The sequence below is a fragment of the Comamonas sp. AG1104 genome (assembly GCF_003350425.1).
GTDB classification, from domain to species: domain Bacteria; phylum Pseudomonadota; class Gammaproteobacteria; order Burkholderiales; family Burkholderiaceae_C; genus Comamonas; species Comamonas testosteroni.
In genome coordinates, this window is record NZ_QQAS01000001.1 from 118860 (window position 1) to 140560 (window position 21701).

At 58.1% G+C, this 21701-nt stretch carries 20 protein-coding genes, 4 tRNA genes and 1 pseudogene; 11 read left to right on the top strand and 14 right to left on the bottom strand.

The features are described 5' to 3' along the window. Nucleotides 1-279: 279 nt before the first annotated feature. Nucleotides 280-534: a hypothetical protein gene (locus DFO48_RS00555; protein WP_114862226.1), complete on the bottom strand. Its 255-nt coding sequence runs from the start codon at nt 532-534 to the stop codon at nt 280-282. A 120-nt stretch (nt 535-654) separates the two neighbouring features. Between DFO48_RS00555 and DFO48_RS00560 the strand changes: the two genes are divergently transcribed. Next, on the top strand, nt 655-1014 hold the full coding sequence (locus DFO48_RS00560) for a hypothetical protein (protein WP_147282718.1): 360 nt from the start codon (nt 655-657) through the stop codon (nt 1012-1014). A 151-nt stretch (nt 1015-1165) separates the two neighbouring features. Here DFO48_RS00560 and DFO48_RS00565 read toward each other — a convergent pair whose 3' ends face one another. After that, the gene (locus DFO48_RS00565; RefSeq protein ID WP_147282719.1) at nt 1166-1381 is read right to left on the bottom strand and encodes a hypothetical protein; all 216 of its coding nucleotides are present in this window, start codon (nt 1379-1381) and stop codon (nt 1166-1168) included. A gap of 347 nt (nt 1382-1728) precedes the next feature. On the opposite strand from DFO48_RS00565, the gene DFO48_RS00570 reads away from it, so the two are divergent. Further along, a complete protein-coding gene (locus DFO48_RS00570) occupies nt 1729-2031 on the top strand; it encodes a hypothetical protein (protein WP_003080736.1) in 303 nt (100 codons plus the stop codon). Here DFO48_RS00570 and DFO48_RS25240 read toward each other — a convergent pair. The 7 genes from DFO48_RS25240 to DFO48_RS00600 form a co-directional block, all read right to left on the bottom strand. Further along, nucleotides 2009-2182 carry a hypothetical protein gene (locus tag DFO48_RS25240; protein ID WP_158545649.1) on the bottom strand — a complete coding sequence of 58 codons (174 nt, stop codon included), beginning with the start codon at nt 2180-2182 and terminating at the stop codon, nt 2009-2011. The two genes, DFO48_RS00570 and DFO48_RS25240, sit on opposite strands and share 23 nt — an antisense overlap. 222 nt (nt 2183-2404) lie before the next feature. After that, nucleotides 2405-3094 carry an alpha/beta hydrolase gene (locus DFO48_RS00575; RefSeq protein ID WP_003080731.1) on the bottom strand — a complete coding sequence of 230 codons (690 nt, stop codon included), beginning with the start codon at nt 3092-3094 and terminating at the stop codon, nt 2405-2407. 523 nt (nt 3095-3617) lie between these two features. Continuing rightward, nucleotides 3618-3893 carry a hypothetical protein gene (locus tag DFO48_RS00580; protein WP_114862229.1) on the bottom strand — a complete coding sequence of 92 codons (276 nt, stop codon included), beginning with the start codon at nt 3891-3893 and terminating at the stop codon, nt 3618-3620. Nucleotides 3894-3936: 43 nt separating this feature from the next. After that, nucleotides 3937-4191 (bottom strand): hypothetical protein, encoded by a 255-nt coding sequence (locus DFO48_RS00585; RefSeq protein ID WP_034350069.1) that lies wholly within the window; start codon nt 4189-4191, stop codon nt 3937-3939. A gap of 285 nt (nt 4192-4476) precedes the next feature. Then, the gene (locus tag DFO48_RS00590) at nt 4477-5430 is read right to left on the bottom strand and encodes an alpha/beta hydrolase (protein WP_114862230.1); all 954 of its coding nucleotides are present in this window, start codon (nt 5428-5430) and stop codon (nt 4477-4479) included. 2 nt (nt 5431-5432) lie between these two features. After that, nucleotides 5433-6317 (bottom strand): alpha/beta fold hydrolase, encoded by an 885-nt coding sequence (locus tag DFO48_RS00595; RefSeq protein WP_114862231.1) that lies wholly within the window; start codon nt 6315-6317, stop codon nt 5433-5435. Nucleotides 6318-6355: 38 nt separating this feature from the next. Beyond that, on the bottom strand, nt 6356-7411 hold the full coding sequence (locus tag DFO48_RS00600) for a sugar phosphate isomerase/epimerase (protein ID WP_114862232.1): 1056 nt from the start codon (nt 7409-7411) through the stop codon (nt 6356-6358). A 197-nt stretch (nt 7412-7608) separates the two neighbouring features. Between DFO48_RS00600 and DFO48_RS00605 the strand changes: the two genes are divergently transcribed. The 7 genes and pseudogenes from DFO48_RS00605 to DFO48_RS25245 all read left to right on the top strand — a co-directional run bounded on the left by DFO48_RS00605 (nt 7609) and on the right by DFO48_RS25245 (nt 14382). Next, entirely contained in the window at nt 7609-8160 is a 552-nt protein-coding gene (locus DFO48_RS00605; protein ID WP_233506257.1) for a TetR/AcrR family transcriptional regulator, read from the top strand. 707 nt (nt 8161-8867) lie between these two features. After that, nucleotides 8868-9683, top strand: coding sequence for an arylamine N-acetyltransferase (locus DFO48_RS00610; RefSeq protein WP_233506258.1), 816 nt, complete (start codon nt 8868-8870; stop codon nt 9681-9683). A gap of 944 nt (nt 9684-10627) precedes the next feature. After that, nucleotides 10628-12526: a SurA N-terminal domain-containing protein gene (locus tag DFO48_RS00620; RefSeq protein ID WP_003080701.1), complete on the top strand. Its 1899-nt coding sequence runs from the start codon at nt 10628-10630 to the stop codon at nt 12524-12526. Nucleotides 12527-12591: 65 nt separating this feature from the next. Further along, nucleotides 12592-12667 (top strand) — tRNA-His (locus DFO48_RS00625). 139 nt (nt 12668-12806) lie between these two features. Beyond that, nucleotides 12807-12882 (top strand) — tRNA-His (locus DFO48_RS00630). 367 nt (nt 12883-13249) lie between these two features. Beyond that, nucleotides 13250-13864 (top strand): annotated as a pseudogene (locus tag DFO48_RS00635) (IS5 family transposase); the annotation flags it as partial. 365 nt (nt 13865-14229) lie between these two features. Beyond that, complete coding sequence (locus DFO48_RS25245) at nt 14230-14382, top strand: hypothetical protein (RefSeq protein ID WP_158545650.1); 153 nt, start codon at nt 14230-14232, stop codon at nt 14380-14382. A 26-nt stretch (nt 14383-14408) separates the two neighbouring features. On the opposite strand, the gene DFO48_RS25345 is transcribed toward DFO48_RS25245, so the two are convergent. After that, nucleotides 14409-14558 (bottom strand): hypothetical protein, encoded by a 150-nt coding sequence (locus tag DFO48_RS25345; protein ID WP_003080696.1) that lies wholly within the window; start codon nt 14556-14558, stop codon nt 14409-14411. A gap of 1700 nt (nt 14559-16258) precedes the next feature. Between DFO48_RS25345 and DFO48_RS00645 the strand changes: the two genes are divergently transcribed. Beyond that, nucleotides 16259-16335 (top strand) — tRNA-Met (locus tag DFO48_RS00645). 541 nt (nt 16336-16876) lie between these two features. On the opposite strand, the gene DFO48_RS00650 is transcribed toward DFO48_RS00645, so the two are convergent. Further along, nucleotides 16877-16953, bottom strand: a tRNA-Pro gene (locus tag DFO48_RS00650). Between the two features lie 70 nt (nt 16954-17023). Further along, nucleotides 17024-17281: a translation initiation factor IF-1 gene (gene infA, locus DFO48_RS00655; protein WP_003056533.1), complete on the bottom strand. Its 258-nt coding sequence runs from the start codon at nt 17279-17281 to the stop codon at nt 17024-17026. 410 nt (nt 17282-17691) lie between these two features. Between infA and asd the strand changes: the two genes are divergently transcribed. Then, nucleotides 17692-18555: an archaetidylserine decarboxylase gene (gene asd, locus DFO48_RS00660; protein WP_034350012.1), complete on the top strand. Its 864-nt coding sequence runs from the start codon at nt 17692-17694 to the stop codon at nt 18553-18555. Between the two features lie 64 nt (nt 18556-18619). Here the strand turns inward: asd and DFO48_RS00665 are convergent, their stop codons facing one another. Together DFO48_RS00665 and DFO48_RS00670 are read right to left on the bottom strand one after the other, a co-directional pair. Then, the gene (locus DFO48_RS00665) at nt 18620-18880 is read right to left on the bottom strand and encodes a hypothetical protein (protein ID WP_003056528.1); all 261 of its coding nucleotides are present in this window, start codon (nt 18878-18880) and stop codon (nt 18620-18622) included. 74 nt (nt 18881-18954) lie between these two features. After that, nucleotides 18955-21597, bottom strand: a complete 2643-nt coding sequence (locus DFO48_RS00670) for a [protein-PII] uridylyltransferase (protein ID WP_042437996.1) — start codon at nt 21595-21597, stop codon at nt 18955-18957. Nucleotides 21598-21701 lie beyond the last annotated feature (104 nt).

The following is a 21701-nucleotide window of genomic DNA, read 5'->3' on the forward strand; positions in this document are numbered from 1 at the left end:
GACGCTCGCTCACGAGACCAATAAGCAGACCACAGCCTAAGGAGACTACCCAATGATCAACACCGGCCCAACTCAGCTGCATAAGTCTCAACCCCTCGATCCGAGCAAGGCTACTCCACTTGATAGGACTGCAGCCTTAGCTACTACTCGCAGCATAGTCGAGCATGAGATGACGCCGCAAGCAGTGATAGCTGTATCGTAAAACGCTCAAATCCCATCTATTTCAGTCCCCCGGCATGAAGGAACTCAGCACAGGAGGCGCCAAGGCCGCGCGCTCCCTCAGTAGTCTTCAATCAGAGGCATTCCCGTCCCATTGGCCGCAATCATCACTCCCGTGGTGTTGGTGTCGATTTCAATTGGGACTGCCCACAACTCATTGGGCTTGCCGAAGGAGTTGACGTGATTGAACTGCCTTAATTTATCCAGTGGCAGTTTGATGAGCTCGGGTTGGTGTTGTTGTGCGCATTTCCAGCGCCTCTGGAAAGACTGGCAAACGCGCTTGTGGACGGTGTGGATCAGTGATTCATCGGCCATGACGTGATTGTCTCAGAGCAGGTTGCGGCGCCATGGTGTGCGACTGGAAACATCCACACACAAGCTTTGCCGCTGCCTCTTGCGACAATCGCATCTCGACAAAAGCAAAGGAGAGAGGCCGTGACTTCCATCCCTCGCTGGTCTTCCGTCATGAGCGTAAAGGACCCTCTATTGGATGCTCAGCACATTGAGCTCCTCGAAATGTGCCGATTAATCCAGCAAGATCTCGATAGAGGGCATGGGCAGAACTGGACGCTTGAGCAGAAACTTCACGAGTTCGCATTTCTGCTGGAAGAACACGAGGAAATTGAGGCCCGTGTCTTTGGTTCACGTGGACAGAATCTGACACAGGAGCAGTCCAATCAACGTGCTGTCGCTTTGAGAGACGTCCAAGCTCTCGCTGATAACTTTGAACGGAAAAAGTACGATCCAATTGCAGTCCGGCAGAAGGTTGCACATTGGATACAGTTGCACTTTTGATGGCTCCTGTCTGGGTTGATGAGTTCTGGCTATGTCAAATCCATATTCGCAGGCAACTGCTCGTTTGGGATTGTCATCTCGCTAGGCGATCTGATATGACGGCGGAGCGTTGCCAGATTGAATGGCGCTAGTGTTCAGGCCTGCGCTTGGCTCAGTTTCTGCGCACTGTCAGCTTGCCATCGATATTGGCGACGTCATACACAAGGATGCCTGTGCGCTTGGTTTCACCTCGACCATCCTCGCGGATGGCACTCACCTTCGCCTCCTCTGCACTGGTGTGGAGCGGGATGTCGTCGCAGCTATTTTGAAAATAGCTGGACTCGCTATTCAACCTGCGCAGTGCTCCATCCTCGTTGGAGACTCCCAAGCACAGCCGCTGGTAAATAGGTCAGTCATCAGCTTGGCAGACAGTATCAGCTCAAATTGAGGTGTAAGCATGGGACTCCAGAAAGCAAAAGTCCGCTTTGTGGCGGACTGTGCAGATTGAAAAGTTGGAGGTTGCTGGAGCTGAGGATTGCAGCCCAGGCGGTATTGCTCATTGGGCTCATAGTGTGAGATGGCGCACACTTGTTGTGGGCTGGGCAGATGCGGTACCTTACAGGTCAGGGCGACTGCGAGGGGATGGCCGATTTGATGGGTGTGTTCCGGGAGAGTCGGAATATCAGCCAAGTTGACAGGACTCTTCACGCGATGGTCCCTGGCTAGGAGGTCGCCATGGAAACGATCGAACAGATGGCTGAAAGACATATCCGCGAGTCTGAAGCGGACCTGGTCCATATCGATGTGTTGATGAAGCGTGCGCAGAAAATGAGCGCGAACGCTGCCGATCAAGTAGAAGCTGAGAGGCTTTTGGATCAAGCCATGAGGCAGCGCGCTAAATTAGATCTGCATCTCGCGGCCCTAAGGAGCAAGCAAGAGTCTGATTACGATAAGTTGGCCGAGGAGGGCAAGCGCTTTAAGGAGACGCTTGAAAAAATACGGTCGAATATTGAAGTCATGCTGGCTTCCTGGCTTTGATTGCCAAACGGTCGCGAAGATGGACAACCCCCGAGGGCTTCTGCGTGGAGCCGCTGTCGGCAAAGACTGCCTGTTGTGGAGCCTCCTCCTGCACCTGTGGATCGCCCAGCCAGTCCATGGCAATGCGCTCAATGCCCATGTTCTTGAGCATTGGGGGCTTCAGAGCGCAAAAAGCCCGCTCAGTGACGGGCTTGTGTAGTGCCGATTGAAAAAGGGGTGCCGTTTAGAAGTCGCGACGACCAGAGTGCAACCAGGCCGTGAATTTCACGAGCGGGCTCGAGCATGTGATGCGGGCTCCAGCGGTCTTGTGTTCTCGAATGAGATGTCCGCGTAGATTGTTCCTGTGACGACGTTCCCTCTGAATGAAATGTCTTCAGACAGTCGATGTAGCAGCTTCCTGAATCAGCTTGGCGATTTCGGCGGGATGAGAGGCGAGAGAGGCGTGGCTAGCATCCAGTGTGAGAACCTTTTTTGGGTTCATGCGGCCGGACATCCAAACCTGGTTCTCAGGGGCAATCATGTGGTCCTGGCTAGACACCTGATACCAGCAAGGCTTGTGTTTCCAGGCAGGCTCGCTGACGGTATCTCCAAAGGTGCTTGCCAGAGGTGCCTTCTGGGTTGCCGCCATGACGAACCCATCGTCTGACGAAAGATCCTGGCAAAAACTTTCGTGGAACTTGTCTGGCTTCAGCCACAGATAGCCATCACTGTCAGGAACCAGGTTCGGGGCAGCCACAGGCAAGTGCTTTTGAGTGATGCCACCGGGACTCTCACCCTTATCAGGAGCAAATGCCGCGACGAAGACGAGCGCTGCCACATTCGGGTGGTTGCCTGCCTCGCTGATGACTGCGCCTCCATAAGAGTGTCCAACTAACACGACCGGACCGCCGACCTGAGCGATCATTTTGCGGGTGCGTTCGGCGTCATCGGCAAGAGAAGTCAGAGGATTCTCTACCGCCCGTATGTCCTCGTAGCCCAGACTCTTGAGCTCAAGGATAACCTTGGCCCAATGGGCTGCGCCGCCCCAAAAGCCGTGCACAAGTATGACCGCTGGCTTGCTCATAGCGCTAACTCCTTGTTGGTTGATCGCTCTGTGACGGTGTGAAAATCGCTTCAGTTGATGGCTGAAAAGCTATTGCTACCCTCTGCAATACGACTGCAGTCGAGCAAATATAAATTCAAGCATTTGAAGGGCTTGTAAGGTTTGGTCTGACATTTGGATTGCTCACACATCCTTACCTCCAGCATTTCTTGATCGTCCTCACTGGAATTAAGGACTCATCTACCAGGGGCAGAGGACTGGCCAGCGAGCTTGGTGATCTAGCCAAAAAGCGAGATGCCAAAGTAAATCCGCTGAAAGGCCGGGTGTTGTGGACCGGGTGCTGATCGAGATCGTTGGTGCCCTTGGTGGCTAGGGGCGATCGAATGATTTCGACCTGAGCAGTGAGTGCACGATGGGGCTTCATTCAGGATCCACGCAGCAGGTTTTGATAGTGCTGCTGCGGCCTTGTTGAATCACCGGCCATGCATTGGCCCGACAGCACTTACTCGATGACTCGCCCGTCTTGGATGGAAAAGAGGTTGCGTCAGACAACATCGTCGCTATCGGCGCAGTTGCCAAGGAAAGTCGTTTCGCGGCAGTACGCACCCAGCCTGGTGCTGACGTCGTCGCGAGCTTCAACGTCAGGCGAAGCGGCATGTGCCTTCATTGGCATGACGGAGAAGACAGGATGGGTACCGAGCGCCTCCACCGGCATTGCTTGCCTGCTATCAAGGCTGGCTTGCCGAACCGCTGGCTCGATAGCGTAGCCGACCGGCACTGCAGCGGCAACACCAGTCACGGCAAATTGAAAAGCTCTCATCTGCCACAGTCCTCCTGAGCGAAGGAACGTAGAAGAGAAGTTCTCAGTAACCTTCGATCAAAGGCATTTCCGTCCCATCGACCGCAATCATCACTCCCGTGGTGCTGGTGTCGATTTCAATTGGGACTCCCCACAACTCATTGGGCTTGCCGAAAGAGTTGACATGATTGAACTGCCGCAGTTCTTCTGGCGGCAGTTTGATGAGCTTGGGGTAGGCATTGTTATGGGCCTTCCAATGACGGAGGAAGGACTGGCAAACGCGTTTGTGGACTGTGTTGATCGGTGATTCATCGGTCATGGCGGAATTGTCGCAGAGCCAGCCGGCGTGCCTGGCGTCCAATCGGATACGGCCTGAAGCGCAATGGTGACCGGTCAACGCCAACATCGACTTCAGGCTGATCTTGGTTACGCGCAGCCGCAGGCTTGAGAGGCTTCAGTCATTACAGGTCCTTCAGGCCGCGATACCTCAGTCAATCTTGGGCGGCAATGCGCTGAACGCGCAGGTCGCCGCCGGCAAGCTGTTGGGCTGGCCGGCGCAGTGCAGCCTTGTCGTCAAGATGCGGCAGAGGACGGATGACTGGCCCTAGCCCAGCGCCCGTCGCACGCCGATGCCTGCCATGTAGAGCAGTTGGCGCGCTGCCGGGGCTAGCCCCAGCATGTGGATGCACCCATGGATCATGCCCGGCAGGCGCACGGCCGTCACGAGCACGCCATCCTCTTGCAGGCGAGCGGCATAGGCCTCGGCTTCATCGCGCAGCGGGTCATACTCGCAACTGATCACCGTGGCTGGTGGCAAACCGGCCAGGCTTTCGGCGCGTGACGGGGACACTTGCTCCAGTCGCCCTTGCGCAGGATCTGCAAGGTAGGCTTCGTAGCAATACGCCATGGTCGCTCGGGTTAGGGAGTGGCCATCGCCGAACAGATCGAAGGACGGGGAGCCCATGGCGGCGTCCAGTGCCGGGTACAGCAATAGTTGGTGGGCAATGCTTGGCGCGCCGCCGGCACCCCAACCATCTCCATGCCTAGCGGCCAGACAGGCTGCTGCAGCGAGGTTGCCGCCCGCGCTGTCTCCGGCCACAGCGATGCGGCTGCGGTCCAGTCCAAGCCTTTCGGCCTGTTCGAAGGTCCAGCTCAAGGCGTCGCAGAAGTCTTGCAGCGGCACCGGAAAGCGGTGCTCGGGGGCCAGCCGGTAGTCCACCGAGATCACCACCGCCTCCGTCGCAACAGCGAGCGCACGGCAGGGGTTGTCGTACAGCTCCATGGAACCAAGGCACCAGCCCCCGCCATGCGCGAAGACCAGGGCAGGCTGGGGCGCGTCGGATGCCGACGGCCAGTACACACGCAGACGCAGCGGGGCACCGTCGCGCGCACGCAGCGTGAAATCTCCCGTACGCGCAACGGGCTCGGCCGGCCCATGCAGTGCACGCAGTCCGATGTCAGTGGCCTGCCTCAGCTGCGCCAGCGTGGGCGCAGTTGGGGGTTGGGGCATCCGGGCCTGCTCCCGCAGGTAGCGAGCAATATCAGTGTCCAGAGGCATGATTACCGCGTCCTTTGCAAGAACGGCAGCAGTTCGGCGATGAAGGCCTGGGCCGCCTCCTCCATGATGAAGTGACCACAATCGGGCACGATCACGCCGGACAGATCATGGGCATGCCCACGCAGTGTGGCCAGCGGCGCATCGCCTGTCGCGTGCTCGGCACCTATGGCCAGCACCGGCATGCTCAGCGGGCGCTTTGCGCGTTCACGATTTTGTCGAATGGTCTCGGGAATTGCCCGGTAATAGGCGAAGCCGCCGCGCAGCCCGCCCGGTGCCGCATAGGCGTCGACATAGGCATCAACGGCCACACGATCACGCCGCAGCGACCATCGATTGAACATGAATTCCAGATAGGCGCGCTCGCGGCCCGCGATCAGAGTCTCGGGCAGGTCGGCCAGTTGATTGAACATGAAATGCCACAGGAAGATGTTCTGCTCAGGCGGCGCGAAGATGCTGGGCTCTGGAGCCAGGCCCGGGATCACGGCCTCGGTCAGCGCAAGCGATTGCACGGCCTGGGGCTGGTCGCTGGCCAGCGCATAGGCCACCCACATGCCCACATCGTGGCCCGCGACCTGGTAGCGCTCGTGGCCCAGTGCCAGCATGGTGCGGTGCAGGGTCTGCGCGATGGCACCCGTGTCGTAGCCCGTCTCAGGCCGGTCCGAAAAACCGGTGCCCGGCGGATCGACGGCAATTGCCTGAAAACCCTGCGCAGCCAGCGCTTGCATGACGTGGCGCCAGGCATACCAGGTCTGGGGCCAGCCCGGGATCAGCAGCACCGGCGAGCCCTGGCCGGCCATGATGCAGTGGACGCGGCGGCCGTCGATGCGCACATAGTCGTGGGTGAAATCATCCTGGGCTTGCGCAAGGGTGGAGGGGAAAGCATTCATGGGTCTGTTTCCTTTTTTTGAATCGGAAGCCGGGGGGCTCAGGCGATGCCGAGCATGGTGTTGATCTGGCGCTGGCCCACGGGGGCACCGGCAAAGTCGTCGAAGATCCTGTCGGTCACGCGGATGATGTGGCGGTTGATGAAGTCCACGCCTTCCCGTGCGCCGTCCTCCTGATCCTTGAGGCAGCACTCCCATTCCAGAGATGCCCAGCCCTGGTAGTCGTACTGGGCGAACTTGGAGAAGATGGTCTTGAAGTCCACCTGCCCGTCACCCAGGGAGCGGAAGCGCCCCGCCCGTTCCAGCCAGGAGGAATAGCCGCCGTAGATGCCCTGGCGCCCGCTGGGCAGGAATTCCGCGTCCTTCACATGGAACATGCGGATGTGCTCGCGGTAGATGTCGATGTAGTCGAGATAGTTCAGCTGCTGCAGCACGAAGTGGCTGGGATCGAACAATATCTTGCAGCGTTCATGGTGACCGACCAGTTCATGGAAGCGCTCGAAACTCGTGCCGTCGTGCAGGTCCTCGCTGGGGTGGATCTCGTAGCACAGGTTCACGCCCTGCTCGTCGCAGGCGTCCAGGATGGGGCGCCAGCGGCGTGCCAACTCCTCGAAGGCGGTCTCGATGAGGCCCGCTGGGCGCTGCGGGAACGGGAACAGATAGGGCCAGGCGAAGGAGCCCGAGAACGTACCCATCTCCGTCAGGCCCATGCGGCGCGAGGCGCGGGCCGAGCGCTTGAGCTGCTCCAGCGCCCAGGCCGTGCGCGCCTGCGGATTGCCGCGCAGGGCCTCGGGGGCGAAGCTGTCGCACATGGCGTCGTAGGCAGGATGCACGGCGACGAGCTGGCCAAAGATGTGCGTGGTCAGCTCGCTGGCCACCAGGCTGTGCGAGGCAAGCATGCCGTTGACGTCGTCGCAGTAGGCCTGGCTTTGCGCGGCGGTGGCCACGTTGAACAGGCGCTGGTCCCAGGCCGGGATCTGCAAGGCCTTGAAGCCCACGCCTGCGGCCCAGCGTGCAATGTCCTCCAGCGAATTGAACGGAGCCTTGTCGTCGGCGAACTGCGCAAGATGAAGGCTTGGCCCCTTGATTGTCTGCATGTGTTTTTCCTTGCTTTGATGTATTGTTTGTCAATCGACAAAGAATAGTATCACGCAAACGCAGTCGCTTTCGACAGGCAGGTGTGCTGCGGCGTGGATGACACGCCGCTAAGATGCCGCACCGACTTTTGAGAGGAACAAGGAAGATGGCTGGAAGACCCAGGGAATTTGATCGGGACCAGGCGCTGGAGTGCGCCATGCTGGCGTTTTGGCAGCGCGGCTATGAGGGCACATCTATGGCCGACCTGGTCCAGGCCATGGGCATCGCCTCGGCCCGCATCTATGCTGCCTTTGGCAGCAAGCAGGCACTGTTCCGCGAAGCCATACAACGCTATGAGTCCGGGGCCGGCTGCTTTGCCGATCGGGCCTTGGCCGAAGAGTCACTGGTGCGTGAAGCCATCTCACGCATGCTGCGCGATGCGGCGACCACCTATACGGAACCAAGCCGGCCACAAGGTTGCATGGTTGTCATGGCAGCGACCAATTTTGCGCAAGAGAACGAGGAAGTGGCAGCCTGGCTGGCCGTGCACCGTCGCCAGCGCACACAGTCCATCATCGACCGACTGCAACGCGCAATGGACGAGGGCGAGTTGCGAAAGGATGCGGATGTGCAGTCCCTGGGCGACTTCTATGCCACGCAGTTGCACGGCATCTCAGTACAGGCTCGTGACGGCGTGTCGCGCCCGCGCCTGCTCGCTGCTTCCGCGACCGCTATGGGGGTGCTGGACCAAGCGTTGTGCCCGCTCTGAAGCCTTGAGCTGCAGTGCGGCTAGAGTGAGTCTGCGGACAATTGAGTCAGGCGCTTGTTCAAGCGGGGCAAAGGCTGATTCCTGAGCACATGTTGCCCTGCAGACGGCCCGGGCACAGAGTCCATGGGGAGAATCTAGCAGCGGTTTGCACAATGGTTCGGTGAGGGCGTGTAGGCACGCGGCGGCTCACTTCGGGCAAAGCTACTGCAGCACGCTCTATTGGTGCTTAAGCGTCACTCATCGGAAAACCGTCGTGGACGCGCACCACCATCGGCCTCCGGATGACCGTTTTTTGAGCAGTGACGGCGAGGCCATGCTATCCATCAGGTCGGCGACAACCGAAGCATCGCGGACATGGACAGGCGAGTCTGAAACGACCGGGTGTGTTGTGTGCGGCCACGGCTCTCGGCCAGGAGCGCAGCTCGCTCGGCTGTGTTCAGAGTTAGGCGACGACAGGTTGCGGCCACTCAAGCTTGGCAACGTGGTCGCTGCACATTCCAGTACCCTGGATTGCAGGAGTTTGGAGGAGGCGCCTATTGCTGAAGTCCGAGCTGGTTACACAATAGTTCGGGCATACGTTCTCTGAATCCTTTAGTCCTATAGATAGGGGGCTGTGAGACAGGTATAACTTGCAGGGCACCTCCAATCTGAGGCAGTCCTTGAGAGGAAAACCCGAAATGGCACATGACTCACCCAGCCAGGGTGGAATGACCCTGGCGCCTGACCAGTTGGACGCCTATCTCGCAAAGATCGGGGTCAATCAGCCTGTTTCGCTCGACCACGACAGTCTGTCAAAACTGCATCGGGCCCATCTCATGACCTTTACCTGGGAGGCACTGGATGCTTTCATGGGATGGCCGTCTTCGATCGCATCAGCCGCTGCCTTCACAAAAATGGTGAAGGGCCAGCGAGGAGGCTGGTGCTACGAGATGAACGGGCTGTTCGGGGCTGCACTCGACGCTTTAGGGTTTCGCGTGACCCGCCTGTGTAGCGGTGTCAATCGTGAAATCCTGGGCGATGCGGTCATTGGTAACCATCTGAGCTTGCGTGTTGATCTTGATCGTCCCTATCTCGCAGAGGTTGGCTTGTCCGATGCCATCGTCGAGCCTGTGCCGCTTGCCCCGGGGCCGATCAGCCAACGCGGCTTCGATTTTTCGATCATGCCGACGGACGACGGTTGGCTGCGCTTCAGGAACCATACGCGTGGCATGGCGCACAGTTTCGATTTCCGGCCCGATTACAGCGATGAGATTGCCATCTCCAGCATGCTTGGCTGGCTGACGCAGGATCCTGGCTCTCCGTTCACCAACGCGCTGGCGATTCTGCGGCATACGCCAAATGGCTATGTCGGCCTGAAAAACGATTGTCTGTGCCGCGTAACGGCAGACAGCACTACCGAACAGCGCATCTCGAGCGCCGATCAATTGGCCGACACGTTCGCAACGATTTTTCACATCGACGTTCCCCTGTATGAGGGTGTCTGGGAAAAGATCGAGACGCTCCGTGGTGAGGCAACCACCTGAACAACCCTGGCGACGAGTCGAAGTTGGCAGAAGATGGTGAGACTCACCAGGAGCTTCTTATTCCCCGAGACGATCTGCCAGCGCTGATCGACGGCCCAACCGGTGTCAGTTGACCCTCACGCAGGTACCGGGTGGAGAAGGGCCACCTGCTGGAAGGCGGCTGACATGCACTGGAGCAGATTTGTCGCCTGTGCCGGCCTGTCTTGGTGCGGCGCAGTTCGGCTTCCTTCTGAGAAGCGCCAGCTCGGCCAGAACCAACCGAGCACGCTCACCGAGCGGTTTTCACCGAATGGTCGTTTGCGTTCGGGGGCGTCGATGCCATGCAGCCTCACCCTGACCTTTTCGCATTGCCCAGGCCCTTCACATCGCGCGCTCAGGGTGTCGTCTTTGAGGTGTCGACGAGCAAGCCAAGGAGGACGCCTGCAGTATCGGATAAGGGTGTTCTGCGAGCAGCTTCCGTAGCCTGGGCCAGGCGTCAAACAGTTCATGCTTGAGCACTCGCGTGCGTGTGCGTCATCTTCGAATGTGGGTACTCAGGAAAGCTGGAGATTTCTGCAACTCGCTGATATTTATGGAGATATGAAGCTTTGCGCAGAGTGGGGCGGCGGTTCGGGGCATCCAGTACCCACCACCAAAACGCACAGAAGGCTTGGAGAGTGCTAAGCCTTCTGTGCGTTTCGGCGTTTGTTGCTACTGAAGGTCACGGTTGTGCGGGGTATTTCTATGCAAGATGCACTGGCTCTACAGCGGCAATGGAAAAGCTGGCAGTTAGAATGGACAGGATTAGCCTAACCCTGTTGGTGGAGGTTGGATGGCAGTTCTGTAGAGCATCAGTGCCCTGTAGAGGCCCGGTCGGTGGCGCAAGCGGGTCGCACGGCTTTCACCATTGTTAATGAGGCGAACGTAAGTTCGCCTTTATTTTTGCTGCCGCAGAAAGATTGACCATGTTCGAATCCATCCGCAAGCATTCCAAGTTCGTGATGATCTTGTTGTTCTTGCTGATCATTCCCTCTTTCATTTTTGTCGGAGTCAACCAGAACTACTTCACCGAGTCCAGCCAGACCGTGGCCCGCGTGGATGGGCATGACATCACCCAGCAGGACTGGGATAACGCTCACAGGGCTGAAAGCGACCGCCTGCGTGCGCAGAATCCGACCATGGATGCCAAGCTTCTCGACTCGCCAGAGGCGCGTTATGCCACGCTGGAAAAGCTGGTGCGTGATCGCGTGCTGGCTGCAGCTGCTGCCAAGATGCACCTGACAACGCCCGATGCACAACTGGTGCGTACCTTGCGTGAAATCCCCGCGATTGCCTCATTGCAAAAGCCCGATGGCTCGCTGGATGCCGAAGCCTACAAGGCTCTGGTGGGCTCGCAGGGCATGACCCCCGAAGGGTTTGAAGCCAATCTGCGTCGTGAACTGGCTCTCAATCAGGTACTGGGTTCCGTGTCCTCGACCAGCTTCACAACTGCTGCACAGCTGCAGCAGGCCATGGATGCTCTGTATCAGCGCCGCGAAATTCAGGTTGCCCGGTTTGATGCCAGCGCTTTTGTCGGCAAGGTACAGCCCACGGAAGCCGAACTCAAGGCCTTCTATGAATCGCACACCAGCCAGTTCAAGCAGCCCGAGGCTGCCACAGTGGAATATGTGCAACTGGATGTGGCGACGGTAGAGAAGAGCATTGTCCTGAGTGAAGATGATCTGCGCACCTATTACAAGGAAAACGCGGCCCGTCTTGCCGGCCCGGAAGAGCGTCGTGCCAGCCACATCCTGATCAATGCGGCCAAGGATCTTCCAGCTGCAGAGCGTGAAAAGGCCAAAGCCAAGGCAGAGCAACTGCTGGCCCAGGTGCGCAAGGATCCCAAGAGCTTTGCCCAGGTGGCCAAGGCCAATTCGCAGGACCCCGGCTCTGCTGCCAATGGTGGTGATCTGGGCTACTTCGGCCGAGATGCCATGGTCAAGCCATTTGAAGAAGCCGTTTTCAAGATGAAGCAGGGCGACATCAGCGATGTGGTCGAGTCTGACTTTGGCTTTCACATCATCGAGCTGACCGGCATCAAGCAGCCCAAGGTCCCCTCGTTCGAGGAAATGCGTCCCAAGCTGGAAGCAGACCTCAAGCAGCAACAGGCTCAGCGCAAGTTTGCAGAGGCGGCAGAAGCCTTCTCCAACGCCGTTTACGAGCAGTCCGAAAGCCTCAAGCCTGTGGCCGAGAAGTTCAAGCTGAGCATTCACAAGGTCGAGAACGTGACGCGTGAGCCAGCCCCTGGTGCGCAAGGTCCTCTGGCCAACAAGCGTTTCCTTGAGGCGCTGTTCTCCGCAGATTCTCTGGAGAACAAGCGCAATACCGACGCAGTAGAGCTGGCTCCCAGCAACCTGGTGGCTGGCCGTGTGCTGAGCTATGCTCCTGCGCATACTCAGTCCATGGATGAAGTGGGTGAGAAGCTCAAGCAACTATATGTGGCGCATCAGTCCGCAGAGCTGGCCAAGCAGGAAGGCAAGGCCAAGATGGCCGAATGGAAGGCCAAGCCTGAAGCTGCCCAGCTGCCTGCGGCCGTCGAGGTGGGGCGCGATCAAGCCAGGGATCTGCCGCGTGAAGTGCTGGATGCCGCATTGCGCGCCCCCACGAATGCCCTGCCTGCATGGGAGGGTGTCGATCTTGGCAATGCAGGTTACGCGGTGATAAAGGTCAACCGCATTGCCCAGCGTCCTGCGCAAGATGCTCAGGTGCTGGAGCAGCAAAAGGCGCAGTTCACGCAGTGGTCTTCCATGGCTGAAGTCATGGCCTACTATGAACAGTTGAAGAAGACCTTCAAGGTCCAGATCAAGGTTGCGCGTCCTCAGTAAGGCATTTAAATCAGGCGCGAGTTTATTTGCGGTCTGATTTATGCATTACAATAGATGCTTCTACGGTGGCTGTAGCTCAGTTGGTAGAGTCCAGGATTGTGATTCCTGTTGTCGTGGGTTCGAGTCCCATCAGCCACCCCAGAATTTTGAAAACGCTCTGCAGCGCAGAGCGTTTTTACTTGATGAGAGGTTTTTACCTTGAATCGTTGCTAGTTCAGTGTTTGTTGCTCTCAAATTTGATTGGAGAGCTCAAATCTGAAGTAGAATAGAGACTTCTACGGTGGCTGTAGCTCAGTTGGTAGAGTCCAGGATTGTGATTCCTGTTGTCGTGGGTTCGAGTCCCATCAGCCACCCCAGTTTATAAAATGCCTCACAGGTTTTCTTGTGAGGCATTTTTGTTTTTGCAGCCCTGCTGAGCAGGGTGCGCAGGCCGCTTTGAAGTTCTCCTTCCTCGCGAAACAGACCGTCCGGCGCTGAACGCCTCGTGACAGTGGTTGTTGGCGGTGCGCGCCTTCAGTTGCCGCTCATGGTTGAGCCGCGGCCGCCCCGAAAGAAGACGATGTGCAGTATCACTACGGCAGGGCGCTGTTGCATAACTCCTGCACTCAACTGCGATGGCCCCACCGGATGAGTGAATCGAGCTGGAGCAAGCAGCGCTTGCCGCACCATAAACTCGAAGTCGTACAGCACAGCATTGAAGGCCCGAGGTGATTTGAGCATCCGAAGGGGTTGGAGGTTCAGGTGCACTCCCGTCCAAGCCGAAGTGGCCTGTATTTGCTCGCAGACTCCATGAGCATCAAGTTCTTGGGGGGAGGTGAATGGAAAGCCAGGAAGCATGGCGCCGTCGCCAGTGGCGCAAGGTGCGGCTGGGTATAGATGCATAGACACTGCAGATTTGAGCCATCGTCGTGATCACTAACGAGGTGGGTGACTCGCCAGTAGCGGCTGAGCTGCTTGGCCAAATATCCAATACCTGAAGAGGCGGCCAGCTTCACCGGCGACGGTGCATATGGGGCACAGGATGTGCGTGAAGCATGTCACGGCCGCAGTGCCATCCTCATCCTCATCATCCCGCCACGTAAAGGAGCAAGACTGCGTAAAGGGTTGGCCTTTACGCATCGCAACGAGGCCGTTAAGGCGTGCAAGCGAGTGGGGCGCACTATCTGGAAGCGCTGCAGGGGCTACCACCGCTACAGCTTGGTGCCAACCAAGATGAATTGCTTCAAACGCCTGGGGGAGAAAGCGATGGCCAGGACGTTTGAGCGTCAAGTCGTTGAGCTCAATATTCGTGCATCCATCCTCAATCGATTGACTGAGCTGTGCATGCTGCAGACGGTGGGGCCGTTGCATAACTGGGTCTGGGGCTGGGGAAAGCACCGCCTCAAATGGAGTTATGCAACAAAGCCCTCCGACACGGTATTGGCCCTGGCGACAAGGCGCTTCTGATGCTCAAGCTGCATTCCTGGGCTCGCATCACAGCCATCCGGGGCTGTGGTGCCTCACCAAAGTCAGGCTCATACGAGGCCACAGAAACAAACAACCAGTTCAAGGCCGGCGAGGTGTGGGCAGGAGCTTCACTTGCTTACACATCGAATACCTGTAAGCGATTGAATAACCTAGACTTGTTGCTATGAAAAAGTTACTTGGAGTCTCGGCATTCGCGTTGTTCTTGTCCGGCTGCTATGCACATCACGGACATGGTTATGGGCACCGTCACCATGATGGGTTCTACGGGCATCCGCACGGCCACAAGCATCATGGCCATCGGTCAGGTGGTCATGGCGGAGGACATAAGCACCACGGCGGGCGTGGGCATGGTCGACGCTAGGCCTCAAACACAAAAAAGCCACCTTTGAGGTGGCTTGGTTTATCTGGAGACTGTTTAGAAAGCGTCGACGCTGTACTCGCCTTCGGGAGGGTTCTGGGACAGCATCCGCAGAACTTCTTCAGGGGAGCGCGGTTCCGGCATTGGCGTCATGATCTCTTGAATCGTCGCTTTGAGTTCAGGATAGGCGGCGTACAGGTAGGTCATGGCAACTCCTTGAAGGGTGGATGGAAGCTGATGTGTTTCTTTTTAACGTTTGACTGTGTCAGTTCGTTGACAGGAATGTAAGTAGTGAGGTGTGCTTACAGATTCTCAGGCAGGCATTGCACGGTCCTGTCGTCCAGTCACTGGCTGTCTGCCCGGACAGGAAAGGCTGCGCGTGCAGCGACTCGGATCGCACCGCCAGGAGGAGGCTGAGGTCGGTATCCGCCCAAGCCGGACCAGCGGCTCAGGGTATCGCTGCTGCGCAGGGCAGACGGCAAGCGCGATGGCGCCAAGCGGTTTGGTCATGGTTCTTCATCCTCTTCGCCGCAACGCAGCGAGTTGGATCATTAGCGGCGATGGCAGGGTTTTGCCGGATACTGGCAGTCAATCTGGTGCAGGGCTCTGTCAGCCATGTGCTGTGCGTGATGGCGCGGTCGAGAAACTCTGACAGGTGCTCCAGACGGAGACGGGCTTGTGATTGCGCAATGGTATTTGGCCGTGCTGCTGTGGCAGTCGACTTACTGGCTCGATCGTGGAAAAAAGGCTTGGCTAATAGGAGAGGGCCGCTGGCTAGCTAAAACGCTGCAAGCCCTCGCTTGTCAGCGCCCCACGATGAAGAGGCGGTACAGCGATTTGCTGCACCATGAGATGAATCATAAACGCAATTGAGAATCGTTTGCAAATAGCCGTGCGATTCTCAGGACTATAGAAAGAAAGTGCCAATGCCTGGAGGTATGAAACTGAATTGCTCCAAGAGTTGCTCGATAGATACGGGCGCTGGGTTCAGGAGCGTTTGAAGAGGTTGCGATGTGCCAGTGCCGAGGAGCGGTATCAGTCTCTGCTGCAGGAAGATGAACCATCAATCTCTTTTATTGTGGACTGGCGCTAGACAGGCTCAGCTTGAGCTGCAGGCCGCGTCCATGAAGTTCCATCATGTGCTGTCTGCGGCCTAAGTCCTGAAGAGTGAGCACTTGAACTCTGTGCGCTGGCGCCTGGCCAGGGCTTGCATGATGCTCAACCCATGGTCTGCGTTCCCTCTGGTTGATATTTCGGATGCTGCTGACGTATGCCCGATAAGGCATACCTCTATAGCGGCCATTCATCGCGACACTGAGGCGTATGTCCTGCCTGTTTAGCGGTATTCAGCGGCGTGGCCAAAGTCCCAAGCATGATCCGCTGGCGCCTTATTTTGCGTTTACCGTTGTGAGCACGTTGATAACGTGTAAGGGCTTGTGCTGCATGGATGCCTTGGCTGGTCCCACGGCCGTAGGCTCTCGCTAGAGCTTAACTTTGACCCAATCCGCATTTCGCGGCTTTGTTCATAAGGAGGGCATCATGAATCCTGATCAAACCAAGGGTGCGCCGAAGGATGCTGCGGGCGGGGTTCAGGAGAGGTTTGGTGAACTCATAGTCAGTCCTGAACAAGAAGCCAGGGGGATCGCAAAGGAGGTTGAAGGCTTCGCTCAGAAGAAGGCCGGTGATCTGAAAGAAGCGATTCAAGAGGCGGTCAAAAAAATAAGCTGCAAGTGCTCTAAAGAGCAAACCCGGCTAGGTTGGCCATTTGGCTTTTGTGTTGCTTCCTGTCCGGGTTCATTACTGAATATTTATTCATGCTGTGAATTTATACATATGTGCTACAATCCAGCGGTCGGGGAAATCATGCTGGCGCCTAGGAATGGTGGTTGGCCCCCGACGCGGAATATCGCGAGGTGGAGCAGTCTGGTAGCTCGTCGGGCTCATAACCCGAAGGTCGTTGGTTCAAATCCGGCCCTCGCAACCAATAAAGCCCTGGTCGGAAACGGTCAGGGCTTTTTTGCCATCTTTATGTCATATTTCGAGAGCAAGATACGCGTCGCTAGGTTCAGGTTGTAGCACTGAAAGATGGCTTAACCCCTGGCGCCAATTCCCAAGCCCTGGCTGTAGCAGCCGGGGCTTTTTCTTTTTTGCCTTCTGTCAGGCGAGAGCTGGTTGCTGTGGCCAGGGCTTTGTCTCGTCGGCTTTTCTTGTTCTCTTGTGTCAGCCAAGGCTACGCCCGGGTGACATGACGCACGGGTGATGAGAGGGCTGCTTCATCGCTCACGGAGAGCTCCTGCATGTGTCACCTTTGGCCGAAGGTGTGGAAGCTGGAATTGCGGAGGCAGCCGGTTTTCTTGCCTTGAGGGCGCAAGGCATCAATGTTTCGTGCTGGCCTTAGAGGGGTAAGGCGGTTCTTGGTCTGCTGCCAAGCCACAAATAAATATGATGGCGCGTATAAGCCGGCAAAGTTGCGAAGCATAGACAGACAAAAGGGGTTAGATCTTTCGATCTAACCCCTTGTCATTTGGTCGGAGCGGCGGGATTCGAACTCGCGACCCTCTGCTCCCAAAGCAGATGCGCTACCAGGCTGCGCTACGCTCCGAAGCCTCTATTCTAACTACAAAAAATTGCTCATTTTTTGAAAGTGCCGAATTTTTATGGCGAGGCGCTATTTATTTTGAACGAGGTGTCGTGGGGGCCGGGCCACGGTTGGCCAGATGGCGGAAGGTGATGCGGCCCTTGGTCAGGTCGTAGGGCGACATTTCCAAAGACACTTTGTCGCCGGCCAGAATGCGGATGTGGTGCTTGCGCATCTTGCCGCCGGTATAGGCAATCAGTTGGTGACCGTTGTCCAGTGTGACGCGAAAACGCGAGTCAGGCAGGACTTCCGTCACGGAGCCTTGCATTTCAATCAGTTCTTCCTTGGCCATTTGTTCAATCTCTCAGAAAAGGTCAGTTGCGGCGCTTGCTCGTCATCACCACGGAAAAGGCCTGAGCAGTACAAGTGCTCAGGCCTCAATGTGGCAAGGGCGCTGCGCTGTTTGCGCAGACCGAACAAAAGGCCGATATCCAATCAAGCCATGCTGTGAAACAGCATTCAGCTAAACATTGGAATTGTAGCGTCTAGCCTTCGCTTATGCCCTCATAAAGGGGTAAAGCGTCGCAGCGATGAGACGGGTGCATGGGTCTTTGTCATGACGCTTGCATCATTGAGATGCCATGACCGGGTGGTTGCCTGGATGGGGAAAACGCCTGTAGCCCTCAAAGACAGCCGCCGCTGCCGTGGTCTTGGCTAGAATCCTGTTCGACAGCTCTATAACTTTGATAGCAAAATCCCATTGTGTCTGATCGACTTGCCGTACTTTCCCAATATTTCTTGCCCAAGCAGGCGCTGACCGCGCTGATGGGAAAACTGGCGCAAGCCGAAGCTGGCGGATTGACGACGGCGGTCATTCGCCGCTTTATCCAGCGCTACCAGGTGAACATGGCCGAAGCGGCCAATCCCGATCCTGCTGCCTACAAGACCTTCAATGCCTTTTTCACACGTGCGCTCAAGGATGGTGTTCGCCCTCTGGCACAGGCGGACTGGATTTGCCCGGTAGATGGTGCGATCAGCCAGTTCGGCAGGATCGAAGGCGAGCAGATATTTCAAGCCAAGGGGCATCAATACAGTGCGACTGCCCTGGTGGGAGGCGATGCGGCTCTGGCTCGTCAGTTCGATAACGGCAGTTTTGCCACGATCTATCTGAGCCCGCGCGACTATCACCGCATTCATATGCCTTGTGCCGGCAAGCTGCGCAGCATGACCTATGTGCCAGGTGATCTGTTCTCGGTGAACCCGGTTACCGCACGTGGCGTACCCGGCCTGTTTGCGCGCAACGAGCGCGTGGTCTGCGTGTTCGATACCGACCATGGCCCCTTCGTGCTGGTACTGGTGGGCGCGACGATCGTGGGCAGCATGGCCACGGTGTGGCACGGTCTGGTCAACCCGCCCCGCCCAGGCCATATCAAGACCTGGAATTACGAGGGTGCCGAAGCAGTGACGCTGGCCAGCGGCGAGGAGATGGGCCGCTTTCAGCTTGGCTCCACCGTGGTCATGCTGTTTCCTCAGGCTGCAGGCCTGCAGTTCAATCCGCAGTGGCAGCCGGCGGCGCCGGTGCAACTGGGTCAGGTCATGGCCAACGCCCAGATCAAACTGGGCTGACAGCCGGGTTCCATAGAAAAAGCCGCTGATGCCATGAGCTCAGCGGCTTTCTTGTTTTGAGGGATCAAAGAAACCAGGTCAGCGGCTCGGGCCTGCGCTCGGTGGTGAACACCGTGGGGGCAAGACTCAGGCGATCGGGTTTTACCGGGTCGTCGTGACCTCGGAGGTAGACCATTAGTTCGCGTCTGCGCAAGATGACATGGCTGACGATTTCGCGTCGGCCATTCTGAGTGACCTCGGTGCCGGGGCGAAACAACGGCATATGAAACAGGCCACTGCGTGTGGTGGGCGGCGATGCCGCAACTTCATTGGAGGCGAGCTGCATGGGCTTTCCGTAGTAGTGGTGACTGCTTATCGGCAGCGAATCATCAAACTAAAGCCCGAATTGCCAGGCCTGGTTCAACCGGGCTGGGCCAGGGCCTTGAGCAGCTCGGTCTCCATGCGCAACTGACTGTTGTTGTCCTGCAGTTCAGGGCCTTCGATGAGGAAGGTGTCTTCCACGCGCTCGCCCAGGGTGCTGATCTTTGCCAGATGCACGCTGATATGGTGCTGGGCCAGGATGCGCGCAATGATGTAGAGTAGGCCGGCGCGGTCTGACGCGGAGATGGACAGCAGCCAGTGCTGGGCTTTTTCATCGGGGCGCAGGATGACGCGCGGAGCGAATGGAAAGCTTTTGACGCGGCGCGACAGTCGTCTTTGCGATGGCGTGGGTAACGGGCCGCCCTGCAGCAGGGTCTGCGTCAGATCGCTTTCCACCATGTGCATGAGTTCGCGGTACTGCTCCTGCATGGTGGGTGCGACGACCTGGAAGGTGTCCAGTGCGTAATCGTTGTTGGCCGTGTGCACGCGCGCATCGAGAATGGAAAACCCGGCCCGATCGAAGTAGCTGCAGATGCGGGCAAACAGATCGGGCTGGTCAGGTGCATAGACCAGTACTTGCAGGCCTTCGCCGGCCAGCGACCGCCGGGCGCGTACCACAGGCTTGCCCTGGCCCACATGGCGTGAGAGATGGCGGGTATGCCAGGCGATGTCGGCCGCTTCATGGCGCATGAAGTAGCTCACATCCAGTGTCTCCCAGAGTTTCTTGTGGGACTCGAAAGGCTGGGCGGATAGGGCCAGCTGCACCAGTGCCTCACGCTTGCGGGCTTCGATTTCGGCGGCGGCATCCGGGGCGCGGCCACCCAGCACGCGCAAGGTCAGGCGGTAGGTGTCTTCCAGCAGCTTGCCTTTCCAGGCGCTCCAGACCTTAGGGCTGGTGCCGCGAATGTCGGCCACCGTCAGCAGGTACAAGGCGGTGAGCTTGCGCTCGTTGCCGACGCGTTCGGCAAAGGCGCGAATCACATCGGGGTCGGACAAGTCCTGCTTCTGGGCCACCTGGCTCATGGTCAGGTGCTCGCGCACCAGAAACTCGACCAGCTCCGCATCGGCCTTGTCGATCTGGTGGGCGCGGCAAAAACGCTTGACTTCGACGGCGCCGATCACGGAGTGATCGCCGCCTCGGCCCTTGCCGATATCGTGGAAGAGAGCAGCCAGATACAGGATCCAGGGCTTGTCCCAGCCCGCGGCGAGCTGGGAACAGAACGGATACTCATGGGCATGCTCGGCCATGAAGAAGCGCCGCACATTGCGCAGCACCATCAGGATATGCTGGTCCACGGTGTAGACGTGGAACAGATCGTGCTGCATCTGTCCAACGATGCGGCGGAAGGGCCAGAGATAGCGACCCAGTACCGAGGTCTGATTCATCAGCCGGATGGCATGGGTGATGCCGCGCGGCTGCTGCAGGATCTTCATGAAGGTGGCGCGATTGACCGGGTCGCGACGGAAGGCGCTGTCCATCACATCGCGGCTGGCATACAGCGCGCGCAGGGTGCGCGTCGACAGACCCGTCAATCCCTCATGCTGCTCATACATGAGAAAGGTTTCGAGAATGGCATGCGGATCGCGCTCGTACAGATCGTCGCTGACCACCTCGATGGTGCCGGCCTTCTCGCAAAAGCGATCATTGAGCTGAATCAGCTCGTGCGATCCGGGGTTCAGGCGCTCTTCGATGCTCATGCGCACGATCTGGCACAGCTGGGTCACCGCCTTGGCGGCCCAGTAATAGTGACGCATCAGGGTCTCGCCAGCGCGCATGGCCAGCTTGCGGCCTTCCGGCGTAGTGGAGCGGTAGCCAAAGGCTTCGGCCACGGCGGTCTGCAGGTCAAAGACCAGCCGGTCCTCATGGCGGCCGGCAGAGGCATGCAGGCGGGCACGGATCAGGCTGAGCAGGGATTCATTGGATTCGAGCTGCTGAACCTCGAAATGGGTGATCAGGTCCTGCTCGGCCAGTTCATGCCAGCTGTTGCCGAAGCCTGCTGCCTTGGCCAGCCAGAGCATGGTGTGCAGATCGCGCAGCCCGCCGGGCGATTCCTTGCAGTTGGGCTCGAGCGAATAGGGCGTGAAGTCATATTTGGCGTGGCGCTGGCGCATTTCCAGCAGCTTGCCTTCGACAAAAGCCTTGGGATCGAGTTGCGCGCGAAACGCCTGCTCGAAGTCGGCAAACAAGGCCTTGCTGCCGGTGATGCGGCGTGACTCCAGCATGGCGGTCTGCACCGTCAGGTCCTGCGCAGCCTCCTGCAGGCATTCGGCGATGCTGCGCACGCTGGAGCCGATTTCCAGGCCTGCATCCCAGCAACTGCTGATGAACTGCTCGATGCTGGCCGCCAATTCCGCAGCCGGCTGTGCACTGCTTTGGGGCAGCAACACCAGCACATCGATGTCCGAATAGGGAAAGAGCTGGGCGCGTCCATAACCCCCCACGGCCAGCAGGGCTGCGCCCTGCGGCATCTGCGCGCGTTGCCAGAGGGTGCGCAGAAGACCGTCGGCCAGTTCACTGAAATGGTGCAGCACTCCGCGCACGCTGCGTCTGCCCAGCGTGGGGTTGCGCAGCAACTCCATCTGCCGGGCCTTGGCCTCACGGTATTGCTCGCGCAGGCCCTGTAGCGAGGAGAGGTCGGAGACGTCGGCAGAGTGGGCGTAGGAGTGGGCAGGGGAGGTCATGCGCAGTAGAAAAAAGCGTTTCAACAGGGCAAGTGCTTGAGCGTCACCTTAACCCAACTGACTTGGGCTTGAGGCCTGTGATGGCAAAAAGATGAGCGCATGGC